General features: G+C 68.3%; 17 protein-coding genes, 3 rRNA genes and 1 pseudogene. 6 read left to right on the top strand and 15 right to left on the bottom strand.

The window, feature by feature from the left end; all coding sequences use genetic code 11:
- Positions 1-49 precede the first annotated feature (49 nt).
- The 3 genes from ACY0MR_RS28135 to ACY0MR_RS28125 are packed head-to-tail and all read right to left on the bottom strand — an operon-like array spanning position 50 to position 2092.
- Positions 50-973, bottom strand: a complete 924-nt coding sequence (locus ACY0MR_RS28135; protein ID WP_361861551.1) for an NAD kinase — start codon at positions 971-973, stop codon at positions 50-52.
- The gene (locus ACY0MR_RS28130; protein ID WP_030315644.1) at positions 970-1785 is read right to left on the bottom strand and encodes a TlyA family RNA methyltransferase; all 816 of its coding nucleotides are present in this window, start codon (positions 1783-1785) and stop codon (positions 970-972) included. The genes ACY0MR_RS28135 and ACY0MR_RS28130 overlap by 4 nt, the downstream gene beginning before the upstream one ends.
- Positions 1786-1792: 7 nt before the next feature.
- Positions 1793-2092, bottom strand: a complete 300-nt coding sequence (locus ACY0MR_RS28125) for a hypothetical protein (RefSeq protein WP_473556057.1) — start codon at positions 2090-2092, stop codon at positions 1793-1795.
- Between the two features lie 43 nt (positions 2093-2135).
- Here ACY0MR_RS28125 and ACY0MR_RS28120 point away from each other — a divergent pair, with 43 nt between their 5' ends.
- Complete coding sequence (locus ACY0MR_RS28120; RefSeq protein WP_361861558.1) at positions 2136-2483, top strand: SCP2 sterol-binding domain-containing protein; 348 nt, start codon at positions 2136-2138, stop codon at positions 2481-2483.
- 119 nt (positions 2484-2602) lie between these two features.
- Here the strand turns inward: ACY0MR_RS28120 and ACY0MR_RS28115 are convergent, their stop codons facing one another.
- Positions 2603-3436: an ABC transporter ATP-binding protein gene (locus ACY0MR_RS28115; protein ID WP_388804193.1), complete on the bottom strand. Its 834-nt coding sequence runs from the start codon at positions 3434-3436 to the stop codon at positions 2603-2605.
- A gap of 71 nt (positions 3437-3507) precedes the next feature.
- A complete protein-coding gene (locus ACY0MR_RS28110; RefSeq protein WP_392865198.1) occupies positions 3508-4596 on the bottom strand; it encodes an HAD hydrolase-like protein in 1089 nt (362 codons plus the stop codon).
- A gap of 79 nt (positions 4597-4675) precedes the next feature.
- Between ACY0MR_RS28110 and ACY0MR_RS28105 the strand changes: the two genes are divergently transcribed.
- Positions 4676-5968: a DUF1015 domain-containing protein gene (locus ACY0MR_RS28105; RefSeq protein ID WP_392865196.1), complete on the top strand. Its 1293-nt coding sequence runs from the start codon at positions 4676-4678 to the stop codon at positions 5966-5968.
- A 67-nt stretch (positions 5969-6035) separates the two neighbouring features.
- On the opposite strand, the gene ACY0MR_RS28100 is transcribed toward ACY0MR_RS28105, so the two are convergent.
- The 6 genes and pseudogenes from ACY0MR_RS28100 to ACY0MR_RS28075 form a co-directional block, all read right to left on the bottom strand.
- Positions 6036-6833: a tetratricopeptide repeat protein gene (locus ACY0MR_RS28100; protein ID WP_473561901.1), complete on the bottom strand. Its 798-nt coding sequence runs from the start codon at positions 6831-6833 to the stop codon at positions 6036-6038.
- Positions 6834-7256: 423 nt separating this feature from the next.
- Positions 7257-7919 (bottom strand): annotated as a pseudogene (locus ACY0MR_RS28095) (hypothetical protein); the annotation flags it as partial.
- Between the two features lie 323 nt (positions 7920-8242).
- A 5S ribosomal RNA gene (gene rrf, locus ACY0MR_RS28090) occupies positions 8243-8359 on the bottom strand.
- Between the two features lie 106 nt (positions 8360-8465).
- Positions 8466-11585 (bottom strand): 23S ribosomal RNA (locus tag ACY0MR_RS28085).
- Between the two features lie 285 nt (positions 11586-11870).
- Positions 11871-13396 (bottom strand): 16S ribosomal RNA (locus tag ACY0MR_RS28080).
- The 16S, 23S and 5S rRNA genes sit together here, the layout of an rRNA operon.
- 515 nt (positions 13397-13911) lie before the next feature.
- Positions 13912-14574, bottom strand: coding sequence for a DNA-3-methyladenine glycosylase (locus tag ACY0MR_RS28075; RefSeq protein WP_388807228.1), 663 nt, complete (start codon positions 14572-14574; stop codon positions 13912-13914).
- Between the two features lie 88 nt (positions 14575-14662).
- Here ACY0MR_RS28075 and ACY0MR_RS28070 point away from each other — a divergent pair, with 88 nt between their 5' ends.
- The 3 genes from ACY0MR_RS28070 to ACY0MR_RS28060 all read left to right on the top strand — a co-directional run bounded on the left by ACY0MR_RS28070 (position 14663) and on the right by ACY0MR_RS28060 (position 16707).
- Positions 14663-15445 carry a sporulation protein gene (locus ACY0MR_RS28070; protein WP_361860730.1) on the top strand — a complete coding sequence of 261 codons (783 nt, stop codon included), beginning with the start codon at positions 14663-14665 and terminating at the stop codon, positions 15443-15445.
- A gap of 52 nt (positions 15446-15497) precedes the next feature.
- Entirely contained in the window at positions 15498-16034 is a 537-nt protein-coding gene (locus ACY0MR_RS28065; RefSeq protein ID WP_388807230.1) for a YbhB/YbcL family Raf kinase inhibitor-like protein, read from the top strand.
- 166 nt (positions 16035-16200) lie between these two features.
- Positions 16201-16707 (top strand): HNH endonuclease, encoded by a 507-nt coding sequence (locus ACY0MR_RS28060; protein WP_361860736.1) that lies wholly within the window; start codon positions 16201-16203, stop codon positions 16705-16707.
- Positions 16708-16810: 103 nt separating this feature from the next.
- Here ACY0MR_RS28060 and ACY0MR_RS28055 read toward each other — a convergent pair whose 3' ends face one another.
- From ACY0MR_RS28055 to ACY0MR_RS28040, 4 genes are all read right to left on the bottom strand, one after another.
- Positions 16811-17584 carry a sulfite exporter TauE/SafE family protein gene (locus ACY0MR_RS28055; RefSeq protein ID WP_473556051.1) on the bottom strand — a complete coding sequence of 258 codons (774 nt, stop codon included), beginning with the start codon at positions 17582-17584 and terminating at the stop codon, positions 16811-16813.
- 92 nt (positions 17585-17676) lie between these two features.
- Entirely contained in the window at positions 17677-18615 is a 939-nt protein-coding gene (locus ACY0MR_RS28050) for an SPFH domain-containing protein (RefSeq protein WP_148004710.1), read from the bottom strand.
- Positions 18616-18708: 93 nt separating this feature from the next.
- Positions 18709-19134: an NfeD family protein gene (locus tag ACY0MR_RS28045; protein ID WP_388807234.1), complete on the bottom strand. Its 426-nt coding sequence runs from the start codon at positions 19132-19134 to the stop codon at positions 18709-18711.
- A gap of 74 nt (positions 19135-19208) precedes the next feature.
- The gene (locus tag ACY0MR_RS28040; RefSeq protein WP_361860748.1) at positions 19209-20006 is read right to left on the bottom strand and encodes an ABC transporter ATP-binding protein; all 798 of its coding nucleotides are present in this window, start codon (positions 20004-20006) and stop codon (positions 19209-19211) included.
- A 152-nt stretch (positions 20007-20158) separates the two neighbouring features.
- Here ACY0MR_RS28040 and ACY0MR_RS28035 point away from each other — a divergent pair, with 152 nt between their 5' ends.
- Positions 20159-20950, top strand: a complete 792-nt coding sequence (locus ACY0MR_RS28035; RefSeq protein WP_341624462.1) for a hypothetical protein — start codon at positions 20159-20161, stop codon at positions 20948-20950.
- The last annotated feature ends 101 nt before the right edge of the window (positions 20951-21051 follow it).

Raw genomic sequence — 21051 nt, 5'->3', positions numbered from 1 at the left:
ATGCGGGCGGGCGCGCCGCCGGCCGGAGCCGCGTGCGGCGCGCCCCGCGTCAGCGGGCCCCGCCGCGCCACCCGGACACGGGCAGGGCGAACTTCGCCACGAGCCGGTCCGTGAAGGAGGCGTGGTGGAGCCGGGCGAGGCGGACCGGGACGGCGCCCCGCCGCACCTCGACCCGCGCGCCCGCCGGGAGTTCCACCGTCCGCCGCCCGTCACACCACAGCACCCCGTGCGGGGTGTGCGGCTCGACCTCGACGGCGAGCACCGACTCGGGGGTGGTGACGAGCGGCTTGGCGAAGAGGGCGTGCGCCCCGATCGGGACCATGAGCAGGGCCTCGACCTCGGGCCAGACGACCGGACCGCCCGCAGAGAAGGCGTACGCGGTGGAGCCGGTGGGTGTCGCGCAGATCACGCCGTCGCAGCCGAATCCGGTGACCGGGCGCCCGTCGATCGCGAGGACGACCTCCAGCATCCGTTCGGGGGACACCTTCTGGACGGCCGCCTCGTTGAGCGCCCAGTCGCGGTGCAGGACGTCGCCGTTCTCGTACACGACGACGTCGAGGGTCATCCGCTCCTCGACCTCGTACGCCTTCGTCACGACCCGGTCGACGACCTTGTCGAGGTCGTCCCGCTCGGCCTCCGCGAGGAAGCCGACGCGGCCGAGGTTGACGCCGAGCATCGGGACGCCGGAGGCGCGGGAGAACTCCGCGCCGCGCAGCAGGGTGCCGTCACCGCCGAGGACGACGAGGAGTTCGCAGCCGTCGAGCGCGTCGGAGCAGTCCTCCTTCACCTTCTCGACGGACGGCGGCAGCGGCAGGTCCGCCGCCTCGCCCTCCAGGACGCGGACGCCGATGCCGCAGCGCAGCAGTCCGAGGACGACCAGTTCGGCGCTGCGCACGGCGGCCGGCCGGCCGGTGTGCGCGAGCAGGAAGACGGTACGGGGTGCGGTCTCTGGTGCTGCTGCCGTTGAGCTCAACGAGGTCCTTCCGCCACGGCGCGGTCGACATCCGCCGGATCGAGCGCGGGCGCCCCGGCCCGCAGCCACAGAAAGTACTCGACGTTGCCGGAGGGGCCGGGCAGCGGGCTCGCGGTGACGCCCAGGACGCCCAGGCCGAGCTCGGCGGCGCGCCGGGCGACGTTCTTCACGGCGTCGGCGCGGAGTTCGGTGCTCCGGACGACCCCGCCGGTGCCGAGCCGCTCCTTGCCCACCTCGAACTGCGGCTTCACCATCAGGACGAGGTCGGCGTCGGGCGCCGTGCAGGCCGCGAGGGCCGGCAGCACGAGGCCGAGCGGGATGAACGAGAGGTCGCCGACGACCAGGTCGACGGGCACGCCGTCGATCGCGTCGAGTGTCAACTCCCTGACGTTCGTGCGGTCCTTCACGGTGACCCGCTCGTCGCTCTGCAGCGACCAGGCGAGCTGTCCGTAGCCGACGTCGACGGCGACGACGTGGGCGGCGCCGGCCCGCAGCAGGACGTCGGTGAAGCCGCCGGTGGAGGCCCCGGCGTCGAGGGCGCGCCGGCCCTCGACCTTCAGCCCGAGCGGGACGAAGGCCTCGAAGGCCCCGGCCAGCTTGTGGCCGCCGCGCGAGACGTAGTCGGGGTCGGAGTCGTCCTGGACGACGACGATGGCCGCGGCGGTCTCGACCTGGGTGGCGGGCTTGGTGGCGACGGTCTTGCCGACGGTCACCCGGCCCGCGGCGATCAGCTGGCTGGCGTGCTCGCGCGAGCGCGCGAGCTTGCGCCGGACCAGCTCGGCGTCGAGACGGCGGCGTGCCACTCCTGCCACGTTCGGTTCAGCTCCTGTGGTCGTGCGGACGAGGGGCGGGGTGCGCGTCCAGCGAGGTCAGCTCGGCGCGCAGTCCACGGTGTACATCCTCGTACACCTCCGGGTGCCCGTCCGCCGGGAGGTCGTCGACCTCGGCGAGACGCGCCAGGTGGGCGTCGACCCCGGGGTGCCCGGTGAGCTCCCGTACGACCTCCAGCGGCGCGGCCGCGGCGGGCTCGGGGGCGCCCTCCCGCGGGGCCCGCGCGTCCGGGGCCCCGGGTTCGGGGAGGGCGTCCACGGGCTCGGGCTCGGCCATCGCGTCGTTCATGGTCCCGACGCTACCGCGAACCCCTGGGGTACGGTCGACGGCGATGGCGACGATCACGGAGTGCCGCGACGCACTCGACACACTCTCGGACAACCTGGCGCGGGCGGACGGCGACGTCCGCGGCGCGGCGGCGTTCGACCGCACCCTGAGCTGCCACATCACCGACCTGGACACCACGTTCACGGGCCGCCTCGCGGACGGCCGGATCGAGGTCGCGTCCACGGTGCCGGGCCCGCCTCCGGGCAAGGCGCAGATCCGGCTGGCGATGACCGGCGACGACCTGGTGTCGATGGTGCGCGGGGACCTGAACTTCGCGAAGGCCTGGGCCTCGGGCCGGGTCAGGCTGGAGGCGGGCTTCCGCGACCTGCTCCGCCTCCGCTCCCTCCTCTAGGGGGAGTCCTGCCCGCTCCGGGCACGGACGGCCGACTCCGGGCACGGACGGCCCGCACCCGGCACGGCCGCCGCGCGCACCCGGAAGCGCCGGCGCGCTCACCCGGAAGGGCCGGCGCCTCACCCGCCGGCGACGGGCTCCGCCGGGCGCGGGACCCGCGCCTTCCGCCCGGCGGGCACGACCAGCGGCGTCCCCGTCTCGGGGTCGGCGATGACCTGGCAGCGCAACCCGAAGACCCGCTCGACCAGCTCGGCCGTCACCACCTCGGCCGGCGGCCCCTCGGCGACCACCTCGCCGTCACGGACGGCGATGAGGTGGGTGGCGTACCGGGCCGCGTGGTTGAGGTCGTGCAGGACGGCGACGAGCGTCCGTCCCTGCGTCTCGTGCAGCTCGGCGCAGAGGTCGAGGACGTCGATCTGGTGCTGGATGTCGAGGTACGTCGTCGGCTCGTCCAGGAGCAGCAGCGGTGTCTGCTGGGCGAGCGCCATGGCGATCCAGACGCGCTGCCGCTGACCGCCGGAGAGCTCGTCCACGTACCGCTCGGCCAGCTCGGCGACACCGGTCGCCTCCATGGACTCGCGGGTGATCCGCTCGTCCTCCGGCGACCACTGCCGCAGCAGCCCCTGGTGGGGGTAGCGCCCGCGGGCGACGAGGTCGGCGACCGTGATCCCGTCGGGCGCCACGGAGGTCTGCGGCAGCAGCCCCAGGGTCTTGGCGACCTTCTTGGCGGGCATCGACTGGATCGACTGCCCGTCGAGCAGGACGCGCCCCTCGCTGGGCTTCAGCATCCGGGACAGCGCGCGGAGCAGGGTCGACTTGCCGCATGCGTTCGGTCCGACGATGACGGTGAACGAGTGGTCGGGGATCTCGACGGACAGGTCGCGGGCGATGACCCGCTGCTCGTACGCCAGGGTGACCGATTCCGCGCTCAGCCGCTGCTGCCGACCATCCATGACCGTACTCCCGTACCCGAAGCCTCGATAAAGTTAGGTTAGCCTACCCAATTTCCTCGCCCGTTCGGATGTCAGAGTCCGAGCCGCGCCAGCACCTTGCCCGCGTCCGGCGCCCCGCCGTCCCCCGCGTCCGCGGCCGACCAGGCCGCCCCGCACAGGGCCCGCACGGCGTCCAGGGGATCCGCCTCCCCGGCCCCCGCCGGACCGTCGAGCACCAGCTCGCCCCCGCGCGGCGCGCTCACGGAAGCGCGCCAGTCCCCGCACACGAAGCTCCCGTCCTCCTCCGCGACGACCTCGGGCTGCCCCTCCAGCAGCCCCCGCAGATCGGCCGCGACATAGGTCGGCCGGTGCTCCGGCACGGCCCGCAGCAGCTGCGCCGCGTCCGTCACCCCGGTGAGGACGAGCAGCGAGTCCACCCCGCCGTTGAACGCGCCCTCGATGTCCGTGTCCAACCGGTCGCCGACCACGAGCGGCCGCCGCGCGCCGGTCCGCAGCACCGTCTCCCGGTGCATCGGCGGCAGCGGCTTCCCCGCGACCTTCGGCTCGAACCGGCCGCCGGTGGCGATCCGTACGACCTCCACCGCCGCCCCGTTCCCGGGCCCGATCCCCCGCGCACCGGGAATCGTCAGGTCCGTGTTCGACGCGTACCAGGGAAGACCCCGCGCCACCGCGTAGCTCGCCTCGGCGAACCGCCCCCACGGCATCTCGGGCCCTCCGTACCCCTGCACCACGGCCACCGGACCGTCCTCCGCCGAGTCCACCGGCACCAGGCCGCGCTCGCGCAGCGCCACCCGCAGCCCGTCGCCGCCGATGACGAGGACCCGGGACCCGGACGGCACGTCGTCGGCGATCAGCCGGGCCACGGCCTGCGCCGAGGTGATCACGTCCGCGGCCTCGGCGGGCACCCCGAGCTCGGTGAGGTGCTCGGCCACCGCGTCGGGCGTCCGCAGCGCGTTGTTGGTGACGTACGCCAGGTGCATCCCGCCGGCCCGGGCGGTCCCGAGCGCCTCCACGGCGTGCGGAACGGCCTCCCCGCCCGCGTAGACGACCCCGTCCAGGTCGAGGAGCGCGGTGTCGTACGCCTCGCTCAGCGGCGCCGCGCTGCCTCCCGGCCGCCGCCTGACCTCGCCCTGCCGTTCCTGGCCGTTCCGCACCGTCACCGCGCACTCCTCGCCTCACCGGGTGGGTTCCCCGCTCCCCCGATCATCGCTCATCATCCCGGCCACATACGATGACGAGATGAACACCTCAGGTCACGCGGCCGACGACGTCCGCGACGACGCAGCCGGACTGCGCCTGGCGCCGTTCCGCGGGCTCCGTTACGTCCCCGAACGGGTCGGCAGCCTTGCCGCCGTGACGTCCCCGCCCTACGACGTCGTCGTACGACCTGACGGACTCCTCCATCTGGAGTCCGCGGATCCCCACAACATCGTCCGGCTGATCCTCCCGCAGGCGATCACCGCCGGCACCCGCCACCGCAAGGCCGCCGTCACCCTCGACCGCTGGCTCGCGGACGGCGTCCTCGCCCCGGACCCGGAGCCCGCGCTCTACGTGTACGAGCAGCACGGCGACGGCATCCTGCAGCGCGGCATCATCGGGGCCCTGGAGCTCTCCACCCCGGCGGAGGGCGTCGTCCTCCCGCACGAGGACGTCATGCCGCACGTCGTCGAGGACCGGGCCGCCCTGATGCGGACCACCGCCGCCAACCTGGAGCCGTTGCTCCTCACGTACGTCGGCGAGGGGGACGGCGCGGACGAGGTCGTCGAACGGACCGTCCAGCGCCCGCCGCTGCTCGCCACCACCACCGAGGACGGCTTCCACCACCGCCTCTGGGCCGTGACCGACCCGGCCGAGCAGGCCGCCGTCTCGGCCGAACTCGCCCGCCACCAGGCCCTCATCGCCGACGGCCACCACCGCTGGGCGACCTATCTGCGCCTCCGCGAGGAGCACCCCTCCCCCGGCCCCTGGAACTACGGCCTGGTCCTCCTCATCGACACCGCCCGCTACCCGCTCCGGGTCCGCGCGATCCACCGGCTCCTCAACCGCCTGCCGCTCGCCGACGCCCTCGGGGCCCTCGACGGCTCCTTCCGGGTGCGCCCGGTCGACGGGCCCCTGCGGACGGCCATGGACGCCCTGGCCGAGGCGTCGGCCGAGGGCAACGCCTTCCTCCTGGCCGGCGACGGCGGCTTCCACCTCGTCGACCGCCCGGACCCCGCGCTGCTCGACCGCACGATCCGCACGGACCGCCCGGACGCCTGGCGCACCCTGGACGCCACGGTCCTGCACTCGACGCTCCTCGAACACGTCTGGCACATCCCGGACGCGCCCGAGGACATCGCGTACATCCATGACACCGAGGCCGCGGTGGAGCAGGCGGAGCGCCGCGGCGGTACGGCGGTCCTGATGCATCCGGTGCGCGAGGAGGTCGTACGGGACCTGGCCCGCCAGGGCGTCACGATGCCCCGCAAGTCCACCTCGTTCGGCCCGAAGCCGGCGACCGGCCTGGTCCTACGGAGCCTGGCGCTCGACTGAGGGGTCCGGGAGAACGCGAGAAGGGCGGCACCCGCAGGGGTGCCGCCCTTCTCAGCGTCCGACCGGATCAGCCCTTGTCGCCGACGCTGTCGTCCTCGTCGAGGTCGTCGTCCTCGTCGTCATCGAGGTCTGCATCGGCGTCGAGGGCCTCGCCCCGCTCCGAGTCCTCCGCGATCTCGTCGTCCTCGTCGAACGCGTCGACGAACTCGACGCCGTCCATCTCGGCGAGGCGGTCCGAGGCGTCCGTGGAGCCGTCCTTGTCGGCTTCCAGGGCCTTGGCGAACCACTCCCGGGCCTCGCGCTCCCGGCCGGCGGCGAGCAGCGCGTCGGCGTAGGCGTAGCGCAGGCGCGCGGTCCACGGGTGGACGGCGCTGGAGGCGAGCTCGGGGCTCTGCAGCGTCACGATGGCCGCGTCGAGCTGGCCGAGGTCCCGGCGGGCGCCGGCGGCCACGAGCCGCATCTCGACCTGGCCGGCCTTGTCCAGCTTCTGCACCTCGGGCTCACCGGCCATCGCCAGCGCGCGCTCGGGGCGGTTGAGCCCGCGCTCGCAGTCGGCCATGACGGGCCACAGCTCCACGCCGCCGCTCATCCGGCGGGCGGCACGGAACTCGGCGAGCGCCTCGGAGTACTTCTGCGTGGCGTACGCGGCGAAGCCGGCGGCCTCGCGCACGGCGGCGACACGAGAGGCGAGCCGCAGGGCGACCCGGGAGTAGCCGTACGCCTTCTCCGGGTCCTCGTCGATCAGCTGGGCGACCATGACGAGGTTGCGCGAGACGTCCTCGGCGAGCCCCTTGGGCAGGCTCATGAGCTCCTGGCGCACGTCCGGGTCGATCTCCTCACCGGTGACCTCCGGGGGGATCGGCAGCCGCTTGATGGGCGCGCGGTCGCTGCGCTCGCGGTCGTCACGGCGCCCGAAACCACCGCGGTCGTCGCGCCCGCGGTACCCGCCGCGGCTGTCGCCGCCACGGTCGTCACGACGGAAACCGCCACCGCGGTTGTCACCGCCACGGTCGTCGCGGCGGAACCCACCGCCGCGGTTGTCACCGCCTCGGTCATCGCGACGGAAGGAGGACGGACGCTCGTCACGCCGGTCGTCACGACGGAACCCACCACCACGGTTGTCACCGCCACGGTCGTCACGCGAGGGGTACGAGGGCCGGTCGTCCCGACGGAACGACGACGGACGCTCGTCACGCCGGTCATCACGACGGAACCCACCACCACGGTTGTCACCGCCACGGTCGTCACGCGAGGGGTACGAGGGCCGGTCGTCCCGACGGAACGACGACGGACGCTCGTCCCGCCGGTCATCACGACGGAACCCACCACCGCGATTGTCGCCACCACGGTCGTCGCGACGGAAACCGCCACCACGGTTGTCGCCACGGCGGTCGTCACGCGAGGGGTACGAGGGCCGGTCGTCCCGACGGAACGACGACGGACGCTCGTCCCGCCGGTCATCACGACGGAACCCACCACCGCGATTGTCACCGCCACGGTCATCGCGACGGAACCCGCCACCACCACGGTTGTCGCCACCGCGGTCGTCGCGACGGAACCCACCACCACGGTTGTCACCGCCACGGTCATCACGACGGAAACCGCCACCACGGTTGTCGTCACGGCGGTCGTCACGCGAGGGGTACGAGGGCCGGTCGTCCCGACGGAACGACGACGGACGCTCGTCACGCCGGTCATCACGACGGAAACCGCCACCGCGGTTGTCGCCGCCGCGGTCGTCACGACGGAACCCACCGCCACGGTTGTCACCGCCACGGTTGTCGTCACGACGGAAACCGCCACCACGGTTGTCGCCACCACGGTCATCGCGACGGAACCCACCGCCACGGTTGTCGTCACGGCGGTCATCGCGACGGAACCCACCACCGCGGTTGTCGTCACGGCGGAAGCCGCCGCCACCACGGTTGTCTCCACCGCGGTCATCACGACGGAACCCGCCACCACCGCGGTTGTCACCGCCACGGTCATCGCGACGGAAGCCACCACCACGGTTGTCGCCACCGCGGTTGTCGTCACGGCGCGGCCCACGGTAGCCGCCCCGGTCACCGCCGGCGCCGGCCCCGTCCCTGCGACGCGGCTCGCGCTCCGGACGGTCGTCGGGAGAGTTGGTGGACATCGACGTGACTCCTGTCTTCGGGTACTGCAGTCATTCTCGCGCAGCCGGCACTCGGCCGCGCATCGGAAAAGTCTAGTGAAAAACAAAAGGACCCCTGGTCCCAGCGTGAACGCTGGGACCAGGGGTCCTGAAGAATTGTTCGGCGGCGTCCTACTCTCCCACAGGGTCCCCCCTGCAGTACCATCGGCGCTGAAAGGCTTAGCTTCCGGGTTCGGAATGTAACCGGGCGTTTCCCTAACGCTATGACCACCGAAACCCTATCGGTTTCGAGCGAACAAGCACACTTTGTAGTTGTGTTCTAGCTCTAGAAACCAGCAACTGTTCGTTGCTTCAGAACTAACACAGTGGACGCGAGCAACTGAGGACAAGCCCTCGGCCTATTAGTACCGGTCAGCTCCACCCATTACTGGGCTTCCACATCCGGCCTATCAACCCAGTCGTCTACTGGGAGCCTTACCCTCTCAAGGAGGTGGGAATACTCATCTCGAAGCAGGCTTCCCGCTTAGATGCTTTCAGCGGTTATCCCTCCCGAACGTAGCCAACCAGCCATGCCCTTGGCAGGACAACTGGCACACCAGAGGTTCGTCCGTCCCGGTCCTCTCGTACTAGGGACAGCCCTTCTCAATATTCCTACGCGCACAGCGGATAGGGACCGAACTGTCTCACGACGTTCTAAACCCAGCTCGCGTACCGCTTTAATGGGCGAACAGCCCAACCCTTGGGACCGACTCCAGCCCCAGGATGCGACGAGCCGACATCGAGGTGCCAAACCATCCCGTCGATATGGACTCTTGGGGAAGATCAGCCTGTTATCCCCGGGGTACCTTTTATCCGTTGAGCGACGGCGCTTCCACAAGCCACCGCCGGATCACTAGTCCCGACTTTCGTCCCTGCTCGACCCGTCGGTCTCACAGTCAAGCTCCCTTGTGCACTTACACTCAACACCTGATTGCCAACCAGGCTGAGGGAACCTTTGGGCGCCTCCGTTACCCTTTGGGAGGCAACCGCCCCAGTTAAACTACCCATCAGACACTGTCCCTGATCCGGATCACGGACCGAGGTTAGACATCCAGCACGACCAGAGTGGTATTTCAACGGCGACTCCACCATGACTGGCGTCACGGCTTCAAAGTCTCCCACCTATCCTACACAAGCCGAACCGAACACCAATATCAAACTGTAGTAAAGGTCCCGGGGTCTTTCCGTCCTGCTGCGCGAAACGAGCATCTTTACTCGTAGTGCAATTTCACCGGGCCTATGGTTGAGACAGTCGAGAAGTCGTTACGCCATTCGTGCAGGTCGGAACTTACCCGACAAGGAATTTCGCTACCTTAGGATGGTTATAGTTACCACCGCCGTTTACTGGCGCTTAAGTTCTCAGCTTCGCCCTGTCGAAACAGAGCTAACCGGTCCCCTTAACGTTCCAGCACCGGGCAGGCGTCAGTCCGTATACATCGCCTTACGGCTTCGCACGGACCTGTGTTTTTAGTAAACAGTCGCTTCTCGCTGGTCTCTGCGGCCACCCCCAGCTCACGGAGTAAATCCGATCACCAGTGATGGCCCCCCTTCTCCCGAAGTTACGGGGGCATTTTGCCGAGTTCCTTAACCATAGTTCACCCGAACGCCTCGGTATTCTCTACCTGACCACCTGAGTCGGTTTAGGGTACGGGCCGCCATGAAACTCGCTAGAGGCTTTTCTCGACAGCATAGGATCATCCACTTCACCACAATCGGCTCGGCATCAGGTCTCAGCCTTAATGTGTGACGGATTTGCCTATCACACGGCCTACACCCTTACCCCGGGACAACCACCGCCCGGGCTGGACTACCTTCCTGCGTCACCCCATCGCTTACCTACTACCACCTTGGGTCGACGGCTCCACCACTTTCCATTCCCCGAAGGGTCCGGAACGGCTTCACGGCCTTAGCATTAATGGGCTCGATATTGGGCGTTTCAAAGCGGGTACCGGAATATCAACCGGTTGTCCATCGACTACGCCTGTCGGCCTCGCCTTAGGTCCCGACTTACCCTGGGCAGATCAGCTTGACCCAGGAACCCTTAGTCAATCGGCGCACACGTTTCTCACGTGTGTATCGCTACTCATGCCTGCATTCTCACTCGTGAACCGTCCACAACTCGCTTCCGCGGCTGCTTCACCCGGCACACGACGCTCCCCTACCCATCACAACACCCGTTGGGGCTTAACGCTGCAATGACACGACTTCGGCGGTACGCTTGAGCCCCGCTACATTGTCGGCGCGGAATCACTTGACCAGTGAGCTATTACGCACTCTTTCAAGGGTGGCTGCTTCTAAGCCAACCTCCTGGTTGTCTCTGCGACTCCACATCCTTTCCCACTTAGCGTACGCTTAGGGGCCTTAGTCGATGCTCTGGGCTGTTTCCCTCTCGACCATGGAGCTTATCCCCCACAGTCTCACTGCCGTGCTCTCACTTACCGGCATTCGGAGTTTGGCTAAGGTCAGTAACCCGGTAGGGCCCATCGCCTATCCAGTGCTCTACCTCCGGCAAGAAACACACGACGCTGCACCTAAATGCATTTCGGGGAGAACCAGCTATCACGGAGTTTGATTGGCCTTTCACCCCTAACCACAGGTCATCCCCCAGGTTTTCAACCCTGGTGGGTTCGGTCCTCCACGAAGTCTTACCTCCGCTTCAACCTGCCCATGGCTAGATCACTCCGCTTCGGGTCTTGAGCGCGCTACTGAATCGCCCTATTCGGACTCGCTTTCGCTACGGCTTCCCCACACGGGTTAACCTCGCAACGCACCGCAAACTCGCAGGCTCATTCTTCAAAAGGCACGCAGTCACGACATACAGCAAGCTGTATGCGACGCTCCCACGGCTTGTAGGCACACGGTTTCAGGTACTATTTCACTCCGCTCCCGCGGTACTTTTCACCATTCCCTCACGGTACTATCCGCTATCGGTCACCAGGGAATATTTAGGCTTAGCGGGTGGTCCCGCCAGATTCACACGGGATTTCTCGGGCCCCGTGCTACTTGGGTGTCTCTCAAACGAGCCGCATGAATTTCAGCTACGGGGGTCTTACCCTCTACGCCGGACCTTTCGCATGTCCTTCGCCTATCCATACGGTTTCTGACTCGTCCTGTCGCCGGCAGACGACAGAAGAGAGATCCCACAACCCCGCATGCGCAACCCCTGCCGGGTATCACACGCATACGGTTTGGCCTCATCCGGTTTCGCTCGCCACTACTCCCGGAATCACGGTTGTTTTCTCTTCCTGAGGGTACTGAGATGTTTCACTTCCCCTCGTTCCCTCCACATGCCCTATGTGTTCAGGCATGGGTGACAGCCCATGACGACTGCCGGGTTTCCCCATTCGGAAACCCCCGGATCAAAGCCTGGTTGACGGCTCCCCGGGGACTATCGTGGCCTCCCACGTCCTTCATCGGTTCCTGGTGCCAAGGCATCCACCGTGCGCCCTTAAAAACTTGGCCACAGATGCTCGCGTCCACTGTGTAGTTCTCAAACAACGACCAGCCACCCATCACCCTGACTTAACAAGCCAAGTTCACTGGGGCCGGAATCTTGAAGGACGACCAGCCGGCCGTACCCTCAGACACCCAACAACGTGCCAAGCACAGTCCGTTCCTCGAATCTCGTTTTCCACGCCGAAGCAGTACTCACGGTCACTCGGATCAAGACTGTGCCAACTAATCAACGTTCCACCCATGAGCTGACCGTGCAGAACGTTTGCCTGCAATCGGTACTGTGCTCCTTAGAAAGGAGGTGATCCAGCCGCACCTTCCGGTACGGCTACCTTGTTACGACTTCGTCCCAATCGCCAGTCCCACCTTCGACAGCTCCCTCCCACAAGGGGTTGGGCCACCGGCTTCGGGTGTTACCGACTTTCGTGACGTGACGGGCGGTGTGTACAAGGCCCGGGAACGTATTCACCGCAGCAATGCTGATCTGCGATTACTAGCAACTCCGACTTCATGGGGTCGAGTTGCAGACCCCAATCCGAACTGAGACCGGCTTTTTGAGATTCGCTCCGCCTCGCGGCATCGCAGCTCTTTGTACCGGCCATTGTAGCACGTGTGCAGCCCAAGACATAAGGGGCATGATGACTTGACGTCGTCCCCACCTTCCTCCGAGTTGACCCCGGCGGTCTCCTGTGAGTCCCCATCACCCCGAAGGGCATGCTGGCAACACAGGACAAGGGTTGCGCTCGTTGCGGGACTTAACCCAACATCTCACGACACGAGCTGACGACAGCCATGCACCACCTGTATACCGACCACAAGGGGGGCACTATCTCTAATGCTTTCCGGTATATGTCAAGCCTTGGTAAGGTTCTTCGCGTTGCGTCGAATTAAGCCACATGCTCCGCTGCTTGTGCGGGCCCCCGTCAATTCCTTTGAGTTTTAGCCTTGCGGCCGTACTCCCCAGGCGGGGAACTTAATGCGTTAGCTGCGGCACCGACGACGTGGAATGTCGCCAACACCTAGTTCCCAACGTTTACGGCGTGGACTACCAGGGTATCTAATCCTGTTCGCTCCCCACGCTTTCGCTCCTCAGCGTCAGTAATGGCCCAGAGATCCGCCTTCGCCACCGGTGTTCCTCCTGATATCTGCGCATTTCACCGCTACACCAGGAATTCCGATCTCCCCTACCACACTCTAGCCTGCCCGTATCGGATGCAGACCCGGGGTTAAGCCCCGGGCTTTCACACCCGACGTGACAAGCCGCCTACGAGCTCTTTACGCCCAATAATTCCGGACAACGCTTGCGCCCTACGTATTACCGCGGCTGCTGGCACGTAGTTAGCCGGCGCTTCTTCTGCAGGTACCGTCACTTTCGCTTCTTCCCTGCTGAAAGAGGTTTACAACCCGAAGGCCGTCATCCCTCACGCGGCGTCGCTGCATCAGGCTTTCGCCCATTGTGCAATATTCCCCACTGCTGCCTCCCGTAGGAGTCTGGGCCGTGTCTCAGTCCCAGTGTGGCCGGTCGCCCTCTCAGGCCGGCTACCCGTCGTCGCCTTGGTAGGCCATTACCCCACCAACAAGCTGATAGGCCGCGGGCTCATCCTTCACCGCCGGAGCTTTCAACCAGCCCCCATGCGGAAGCCGGTGTTATCCGGTATTAGACCCCGTTTCCAGGGCTTGTCCCAGAGTGAAGGGCAGATTGCCCACGTGTTACTCACCCGTTCGCCACTAATCCACCCCGAAGGGCTTCATCGTTCGACTTGCATGTGTTAAGCACGCCGCCAGCGTTCGTCCTGAGCCAGGATCAAACTCTCCGTGAATGTTTACCGGATATCCGGTTGCACACTCGCGTTGAGCGGGACGGTCATGCCGGAATGTGGCCGACCGTCCACAGCGTCCTCGCTGTGTATGTCGCCTACCAACCACAAGGGCCGGCAGGACTTTCAAAGGAACCTCGCCATCCGAAGATGGACGGGGTATCAACTAATCTGGCGTTGATTTTTGGCACGCTGTTGAGTTCTCAAGGAACGGACGCTTCCTTCGTACTCACCCTCTCGGGCTTTCCTCCGGGCTTTCCCTTCGTGTTTCCAACCTTACCAGATCCTTTTCCGTTCCGTTTCCGGTTCGGAGTTTGTTTCCGGTGGCCTGTTGGCTGCCTTTGCCTTTCGGCGTGTCCACTACGTTAGCTGATTTCCTCGGCGACTCATAATCGAGTCAATCGAATTCGAATTCCGGCATGCCGAAATAAGCCCCTGCTGGGGAATCATCGAGAGTAGTGGGTGGCCGCTGCGGGGTGCTTGAACAAGCAGGCCCGTAACCAGCTGCTCGGGCCACATTAGGCGGTCGGGCGATCCGAGTCAAGCCGACGTTTCCGGGGCGTGTGGGGGCGATACGGACTGACCGTCGGGTCGCCGTCGATCCAGAAGCGCCAGGGGTGCGGGGCGCCTTCGCCCCCGACTCCCGTACGGGGGCCGCTCCGCACCAGGCCGGGCGCCGGCGGCCTGCCCGTGAGGAGGGACAGGGGGGCGTCCGGACCGGCGCAGGCGTCGGTGCCGTTGAGGGAGAGCCCGACGTCGAGGGCCGTGGCCAGGCGGGCGGGCCCCTTGGCCAGCTCGTGGTCGGTCCGGGCCGAGCGGCGCCGGGGGCGGGCGCGGTCGGCGCCCTCCAGGATCTCGCCCGCGCGCAGCAGTACCCCGCCGGCCCGTCCCTCGGGGCCGCAGACCAGGTTCAGGCAGTGCCACATCCCGTAGGTGAAGTAGACGTACGCGTGTCCGGGCGGGCCGAACATGACGGCGTTGCGCGCCGTGCGGCCGCGGAAGGCGTGCGAGCCGGGGTCGATCTCCCCGGCGTACGCCTCCACCTCCGTGAGGCGCAGTTCCATCGGGCCCTCGGGGGAGCTGCGGACGAGGACGCGGCCGAGGAGGTCGGGGGCGACGTCCAGGACCGGGCGGTCGAAGAAGGCCCGCGGGAGCGGCGTACGGTCGGGACTCTCGCTCATGGCGCACGAGCGTAGTGGGGGTCCGGCGGGGAACCGACTACGGTCGTCGCGCGTATGTAGGGGTCAGGACTGAGAAGGAGTGAAGGTCATGGGATTCAAGAAGCTGCTCGCGAGCCTGGGTGCCGGCGGGGCGACCGTGGAGACGGTGCTCACCGAGGAGAACGTGGTTCCGGGCGGTGTCGTCCAGGGTGAGGTCCGCATCCAGGGCGGCAGCGTCGACCAGCAGATCGAGGGCCTCTCGGTCGGTCTGCAGGCGCGGGTCGAGGTCGAGGGCGGCGACCAGGAGCACAAGCAGGACATCGAGTTCGTCAAGGTCCGGCTGGGCGGTGCCTTCGAGGTGAAGGCCGGCGCGGTGCACGTGGTGCCGTTCGGTCTGGAGATCCCGTGGGAGACCCCGGTGACGGCCGTCTCGGGTCAGCAGCTCCGGGGGATGAACATCGGTGTGACGACCGAGCTGGAGATCGCCCGCGCCGTGGACTCCGGTGACCTCGACCCGGTCAACGTGCACCCGCTGCCGGCGCAGCAGGCGATCCTCGACGCCTTCCTCCAGCTGGGCTTCCGCTTCAAGAGCGCGGACATGGAGCGCGGGCACATCCGCGGCACGCGGCAGAAGCTGCCCTTCTACCAGGAGATCGAGTTCTTCGCGCCGCAGCAGTACCGGGGGCTGAACCAGGTCGAGGTCAGCTTCGTCGCGGACGACCGCGAGATGGACGTCGTCCTGGAGATGGACAAGAAGCCGGGTCTGTTCGGTGAGGGCAGCGACTCGTTCCGTGCCTTCAAGGTGGGTCTGCACGACTTCCACGCCACCGACTGGGCGGCGTACCTGAACCAGTGGCTCGCCGAGGTCGGCGGCCGTCGCAACTGGCTCTAGGCTCGGCCACGAAAGGCTGCTGAGGCAGTACGCGCGATACGGAGGTTTCGACGTGTCCGAGGGCAAGAGGGCGCCGCTCCCCCATGACTTCCATCCGCCGGTGGCGGCGTTCACCGTGGTGAGCGACGACATCGCGCCGGGCGGGGTCCTGAAGGACGCCCAGGTGTACGCGGAGGGGAACACCTCGCCGCACCTGCGCTGGGAGGGGTTCCCGGCGGAGACGAAGAGCTTCGCCGTGACCTGCTTCGATCCGGATGCCCCGACGGGCAGCGGGTTCTGGCACTGGGTGCTGTTCGACATCCCGGCGTCGGTGACCGAGCTGCCCGCCGGTGCCGGGTCGGGTGCGTTCGCGGGGCTGCCGGACGGGGTCGTGCACGTCCGGAACGACTACGGCTCGAAGGACTTCGGCGGTGCCGCTCCCCCGGCGGGTGAGGAGCACCGGTACGTGTTCACGGTGTACGCGGTGGACAGCGAGAAGCTCGGTCCGGACGGTGACGTGTCGCCGGCGGTGGTGGGGTTCAACCTGCGTTTCCACACGCTGGGGCGCGCCCAGTTGGTCGGTGAGTACACGGCTCCCGCGACGGGCTGATCGTTCGTTTGTTGTTTGCCCGCTTCTGGTCTTGGAGAGATCAGAAGCGGGCATCTTTTGTTGCGCGGGAAATATTGCGTTGTCCGACCCCGGCCGGCCCGGCCATCGTTGATCCAGGCTTCACCGCCCCGTCCGGGGCCGGGCCTGCACACGGGAGGTGGGCACAATGCGGGACACGCTGGTACTCAACGCGAGCTTCGAGCCGCTGTCGACGGTCTCTCTCAACCGTGCGGTGGTGCTTGTCCTGACGGACAAGGCCGTCGTCGAGCACGCCCATCCCGATCTCCGGGTCCGCGGTGCGGCCGTCGACCTCCCGGTGCCGCGGGTGATCAGGCTCTGCCGGTACGTACGGGTGCCGTTCCGAAGACAGGCACCGTGGTCGAGGAGGGGGGTGCTGGTGCGGGACCAGCACCGGTGCGCCTACTGCGGGCGGCGGGCGACGACGGTCGACCACGTGGTGCCGCGTGCCCAGGGCGGTGGGGACACCTGGTTGAACACGGTCGCCTCCTGTGCCGAGGACAACCACCGCAAGGCGGCGCGGACGCCGGAGCAGGCGGGGATGCCGCTGCTGTTCCAGCCGTTCGAGCCGACGCCCGCGGACGCGATGCTGCTGGCGATGCGGGCGAGCGAGCGGGCGGAGCTTCCGGAGTGGCTCGCGAAGGCCGCCGCGTGACGCGGTCCCGGGGGCGTGGCGCTCGGGTGTGAGCTTCGTGCGGAGGGCCTGCCTCCCCCTGGTGAGGGGGAGGCAGGCCCTCCGTCGTGTCCGGCGGGCCGGGCTAGCGGAGTGTCAGCTGGAGGATGGCGACGACGCCGACGGCGATGATCACCCCGCGCAGGACCGTGGGGGGCAGTCTGCGGCCCACCTCGGCGCCGATCTGGCCGCCGATGGTGGAGCCGACGGCGATGAGCAGGACGGCCGTCCAGTCGAACTCGGCGACGAAGAGGAAGAAGACGGCGGCGACGCCGTTGACGAGGGCGCCGAGGATGTTCTTGACGGCATTGATCCGCTGCAGGGTGTCGTGGAGCAGCAGCCCCATGAGGGAGAGGTAGAGCACGCCCTGGGCGGCGCCGAAGTACCCGCCGTACATGCTGGCGAGGAGGAGGCCGACGAGGAGTGCGGGGCCTCCGTCGGGGTGGGCCTCGGTGCCGGTCTGCTCGCGGCGGCGCTTGACGGCCGCGGCGATGCGGGGCTGGAGGACGACCAGGACGAGCGCGAGGCCGATGAGGACGGGGACGATCGCGTCGAAGGCGTCGGACGGCAGGGCGAGGAGCAGGATCGCGCCGATCAGGCCGCCGACGAGGGCGGCGGCGCCGAGGCGGATGACGCGGTGCTTCTGGCCCTTGAGTTCGGCGCGGTAGCCGATGGCTCCGCTGATGGAGCCGGGGACGAGTCCCAGGGCGTTGGAGACGTTCGCGGTGATCGGGGGGAGTCCGGTCGCGAGGAGGACCGGGAACGTGAGGAGCGTTCCCGATCCGACGATGGTGTTGATGGTGCCGGCGCCGATGCCGGCGGCGAAGACTGCCAGGGCTTCCCAGATGGACAACGCCATCTCCTTACATGGTCAGTGAGTCGCCTCCCCGCCCTGAGGCCGTCAGGGTCGAGGGGCTCGCACCGATCATGCACGAAGATTACGTGTACGTGTCAGTCAACCGGGGGTTCGTCCCGTCGCTGGGCCCCGACCGTCTTGGTGTTGAAGCCGGGAACGCTGCCGTCCTTGTTGCCGAAGGCGCCCGAGAGGCCCTTGAGTGCGTCGCCGATCTCGCTGGGCACGATCCAGAGCTTGTTGGCGTCGCCCTCGGCGATCTTCGGGAGCATCTGGAGGTACTGGTAGGAGAGCAGCTTCTGGTCCGGGTCGCCGGCGTGGATGGCCTCGAAGACCGTGCGGACGGCCTGGGCCTCGCCCTCGGCGCGGAGGGCGGCCGCCTTGGACTCGCCCTCGGCGCGCAGGATCGCGGACTGCTTCTCGCCCTCGGCGGTGAGGATGGCGGACTGGCGGGTGCCCTCGGCGGTGAGGATGGCGGCGCGCTTGTCGCGCTCGGCGCGCATCTGCTTCTCCATCGAGTCCTGGATGGAGGTCGGCGGCTCGATGGCCTTGAGCTCGACGCGGTTGACGCGGATGCCCCACTTGCCGGTTGCCTCGTCGAGGACGCCGCGGAGGGCCGCGTTGATCTCCTCGCGGGAGGTCAGGGTCCGCTCCAGGTCCATGCCGCCGATGATGTTGCGGAGGGTGGTGACGGTGAGCTGCTCGATCGCCTGGATGTAGCTGGCGACCTCGTAGGTCGCGGCCCTCGCGTCGGTGACCTGGTAGTAGATGACCGTGTCGATGTTGACGACGAGGTTGTCCTGGGTGATCACCGGCTGCGGCGGGAACGGGACGACCTGCTCGCGGAGGTCGATCCGGTTGCGGATGGAGTCGATGAACGGGACGACGATGTTCAGTCCTGCGTTGAGCGTGCGGGTGTAGCGGCCGAAGCGCTCCACGATCGCCGCGCTCGCCTGCGGGATGACCTGGATCGTCTTGATCAGGGCGATGAAGACGAGCACCACCAGAATGATCAGGACGATGATGACTGCTGACATCGTGTTCCCCGTGCCCTTCGCTGCCGGTTGACTGCCGGGTGGCTTTCGATGATCGAGTTTCCCAGATGACCGGGCGTCATGGGTGAGGTTCGGTCACATGACGACGGCGGTGGCCCCGTCGATGTCCACGACGTCGACCTGCCGGCCCGGTTCGAAGGTCTGGTCGGAGTCGAGCGCGCGGGCGGACCAGATCTCCCCCGCGAGCTTGATGCGGCCGCCGCCGGACGCGTCGACCCGTTCCAGCACGACCGCCTGACGCCCCTTCAGGGCGTCCACCCCGGAGGTGTGCTGGGGTCCGCGGTGCCGGGCGGCGATCGGGCGGACCACCGCGATCAGCGCGACCGAGACGACCACGAAGACGAGTACCTGGGGGACGACGCCGAAGCCGAGGGCCGCGGTCACCGCCCCTGCCACCGCTCCGACGGAGAACATGCCGAATTCGGGCATCGCGGTCAGCACCAGCGGAATGCCGAGCCCCACCGCGCCGATCAGCCACCACACCCATGCGTCGATGTCCACATGGTCATGGTAGGGCGGTGGGGTCCTCCGGGACAGGGCGCGGACGGCTGTGCGGGACGTCGGCGCCGCGTCGGCTACTTGAGGGGCAGTCCGTGGGCGGTCCAGCGGTCGCCGACGCGCTCGACGACGAGCGGCAGGCCGAAGCAGTGCGAGAGGTTGCGCGAGGTCAGTTCCATCTCGACCGGGCCGGCCGCGAGGACCTTGCCCTGACGGATCATCAGGACGTGGGTGAAGCCCGGCGCGATCTCCTCGACGTGGTGGGTGACCATGATCATGGAGGGGGCGTACGGGTCGCGGGCGAGGCGGCCGAGGCGGCGGACCAGGTCCTCGCGGCCGCCGAGGTCGAGGCCCGCGGCGGGCTCGTCGAGGAGGAGGAGCTCGGGGTCGGTCATCATGGCGCGGGCGATCAGGGTGCGCTTGCGCTCTCCCTCGGAGAGGGTGCCGAACCTCCGGTCGAGGTAGTCGTTCATGCCGAGGCGGTCGAGGAAGGCCTTGGCGCGCTGCTCGTCGACCGGGTCGTAGTCCTCGTTCCAGGTGGCGGTCATGCCGTACGCGGCGGTGAGGACGGTCTGCAGGACGGTCTGGCGCTTGGGGAGCTTCTCCGCCATGGCGATGCCGGCCATGCCGATGCGGGGGCGGAGCTCGAACACGTCCGTGCCGACGCCGCCGAGCTGCTCGCCCAGGATGCGGGCGGTGCCCCTGGTGGGGAAGAGGTAGCTGGAGGCGATGTTCAGAAGGGTGGTCTTGCCGGCGCCGTTGGGTCCGAGGATCACCCAGCGCTCGCCCTCCTTGACCGACCAGGAGACCTCGTCCACCAGAGCCCGTCCGTCGCGGACCACGGATACGTCCACCAGCTCCAGTACATCGCTCATGAGCGCGTTGTCTCCCCTTGCGGTCGAGTCGTCGCCTTGCGCCGGTGGGCGCGGCGTCCAGGGGAAAACCTACGTTATCGACGGAGCGGGCCGGTCCCCAGGCCGTCCTTAGAGTCCCCCGGTGCGCCCGGGGCTCCCCCTAGCATTGGGGAATGCTTTCGGAACCACGCTCAGGACGCCTGGCCGCTTGGGGCAACGCCCTGCTGGCCGGGGCGGTGTCGCCGGACGAGGCGGCGCTGGCCATTGTCGGGGAGGACGCGGTGCACCGCGTGGAGGGGCTGCCGGGTGAGGCGCGGCCGGTGGGGCTGACGCTGGCGCTGGGGCGGCTGCGGCGGCTCGGGGTGACCGGGTGGCGGGTGGCGCTGCCCGCGCCGGGGCATCCGCTGGGGCTGAGCGGGCCGCCGGACTTCAACGCGCGCGCGTTGGAGGCGGAGGAGGCGGTGGTGGGCCACGGCGCGCCGTACGGCCTGGTGCCGGAGGTCTCGGAGGCGGGGCCCGTCGGCGACGTCCACGTGGAGGTGGTCTGGCGCTGCCTCGCGGTGCGGGAGGCGCCTCCGGCGGACGTGCCGTCGCTCGGCGAGGCCGAGCGGGAGCTCGCGGAGGCTCTGCGGGACGCCACGGCGGTCCTGACCCGGCTGGACGTGGCGGCCTCGGGGCCGGCGGCGGACGCTGCCCGCGAGGCGTACCGGGCCCGGTCGGAGGTGGGCCGGGAGGTGCTGGCCCCGGGCTACCCGGCGCGCGCGGTGCGGGTGCTGGAGCTGGCGCAGCGGGTGGGGCTGCTGGTGGACCTGGCGTACGACCACGGGCACGGGGGCGCGGTGAGCGCCTCGGAGATGGCGGCGCGGGGCGAGGCGCTGCGGCCGGTGGAGCGGGTGGCGCGGCGGGCCCAGGTCGCCGCGTACAACGCGTATGTCGAGGAGCGGGAGCGGGAGCAGGGGTTCTGACGGGGACAGTGGCCGGGGCGCGGCGGCAGGCGCGCGCCTGAGCGGCGCGGTGCCGGCAGGAGCGGGGGTGCGTCCCCGCCTCCGCGGGCCCGACTCGGGGG

Source organism: Streptomyces sp. JN8 (assembly GCF_055808075.1).
Note: the sequence above shows the minus strand (reverse complement) of the source record. Positions and strands in the feature narration are given on the sequence as shown.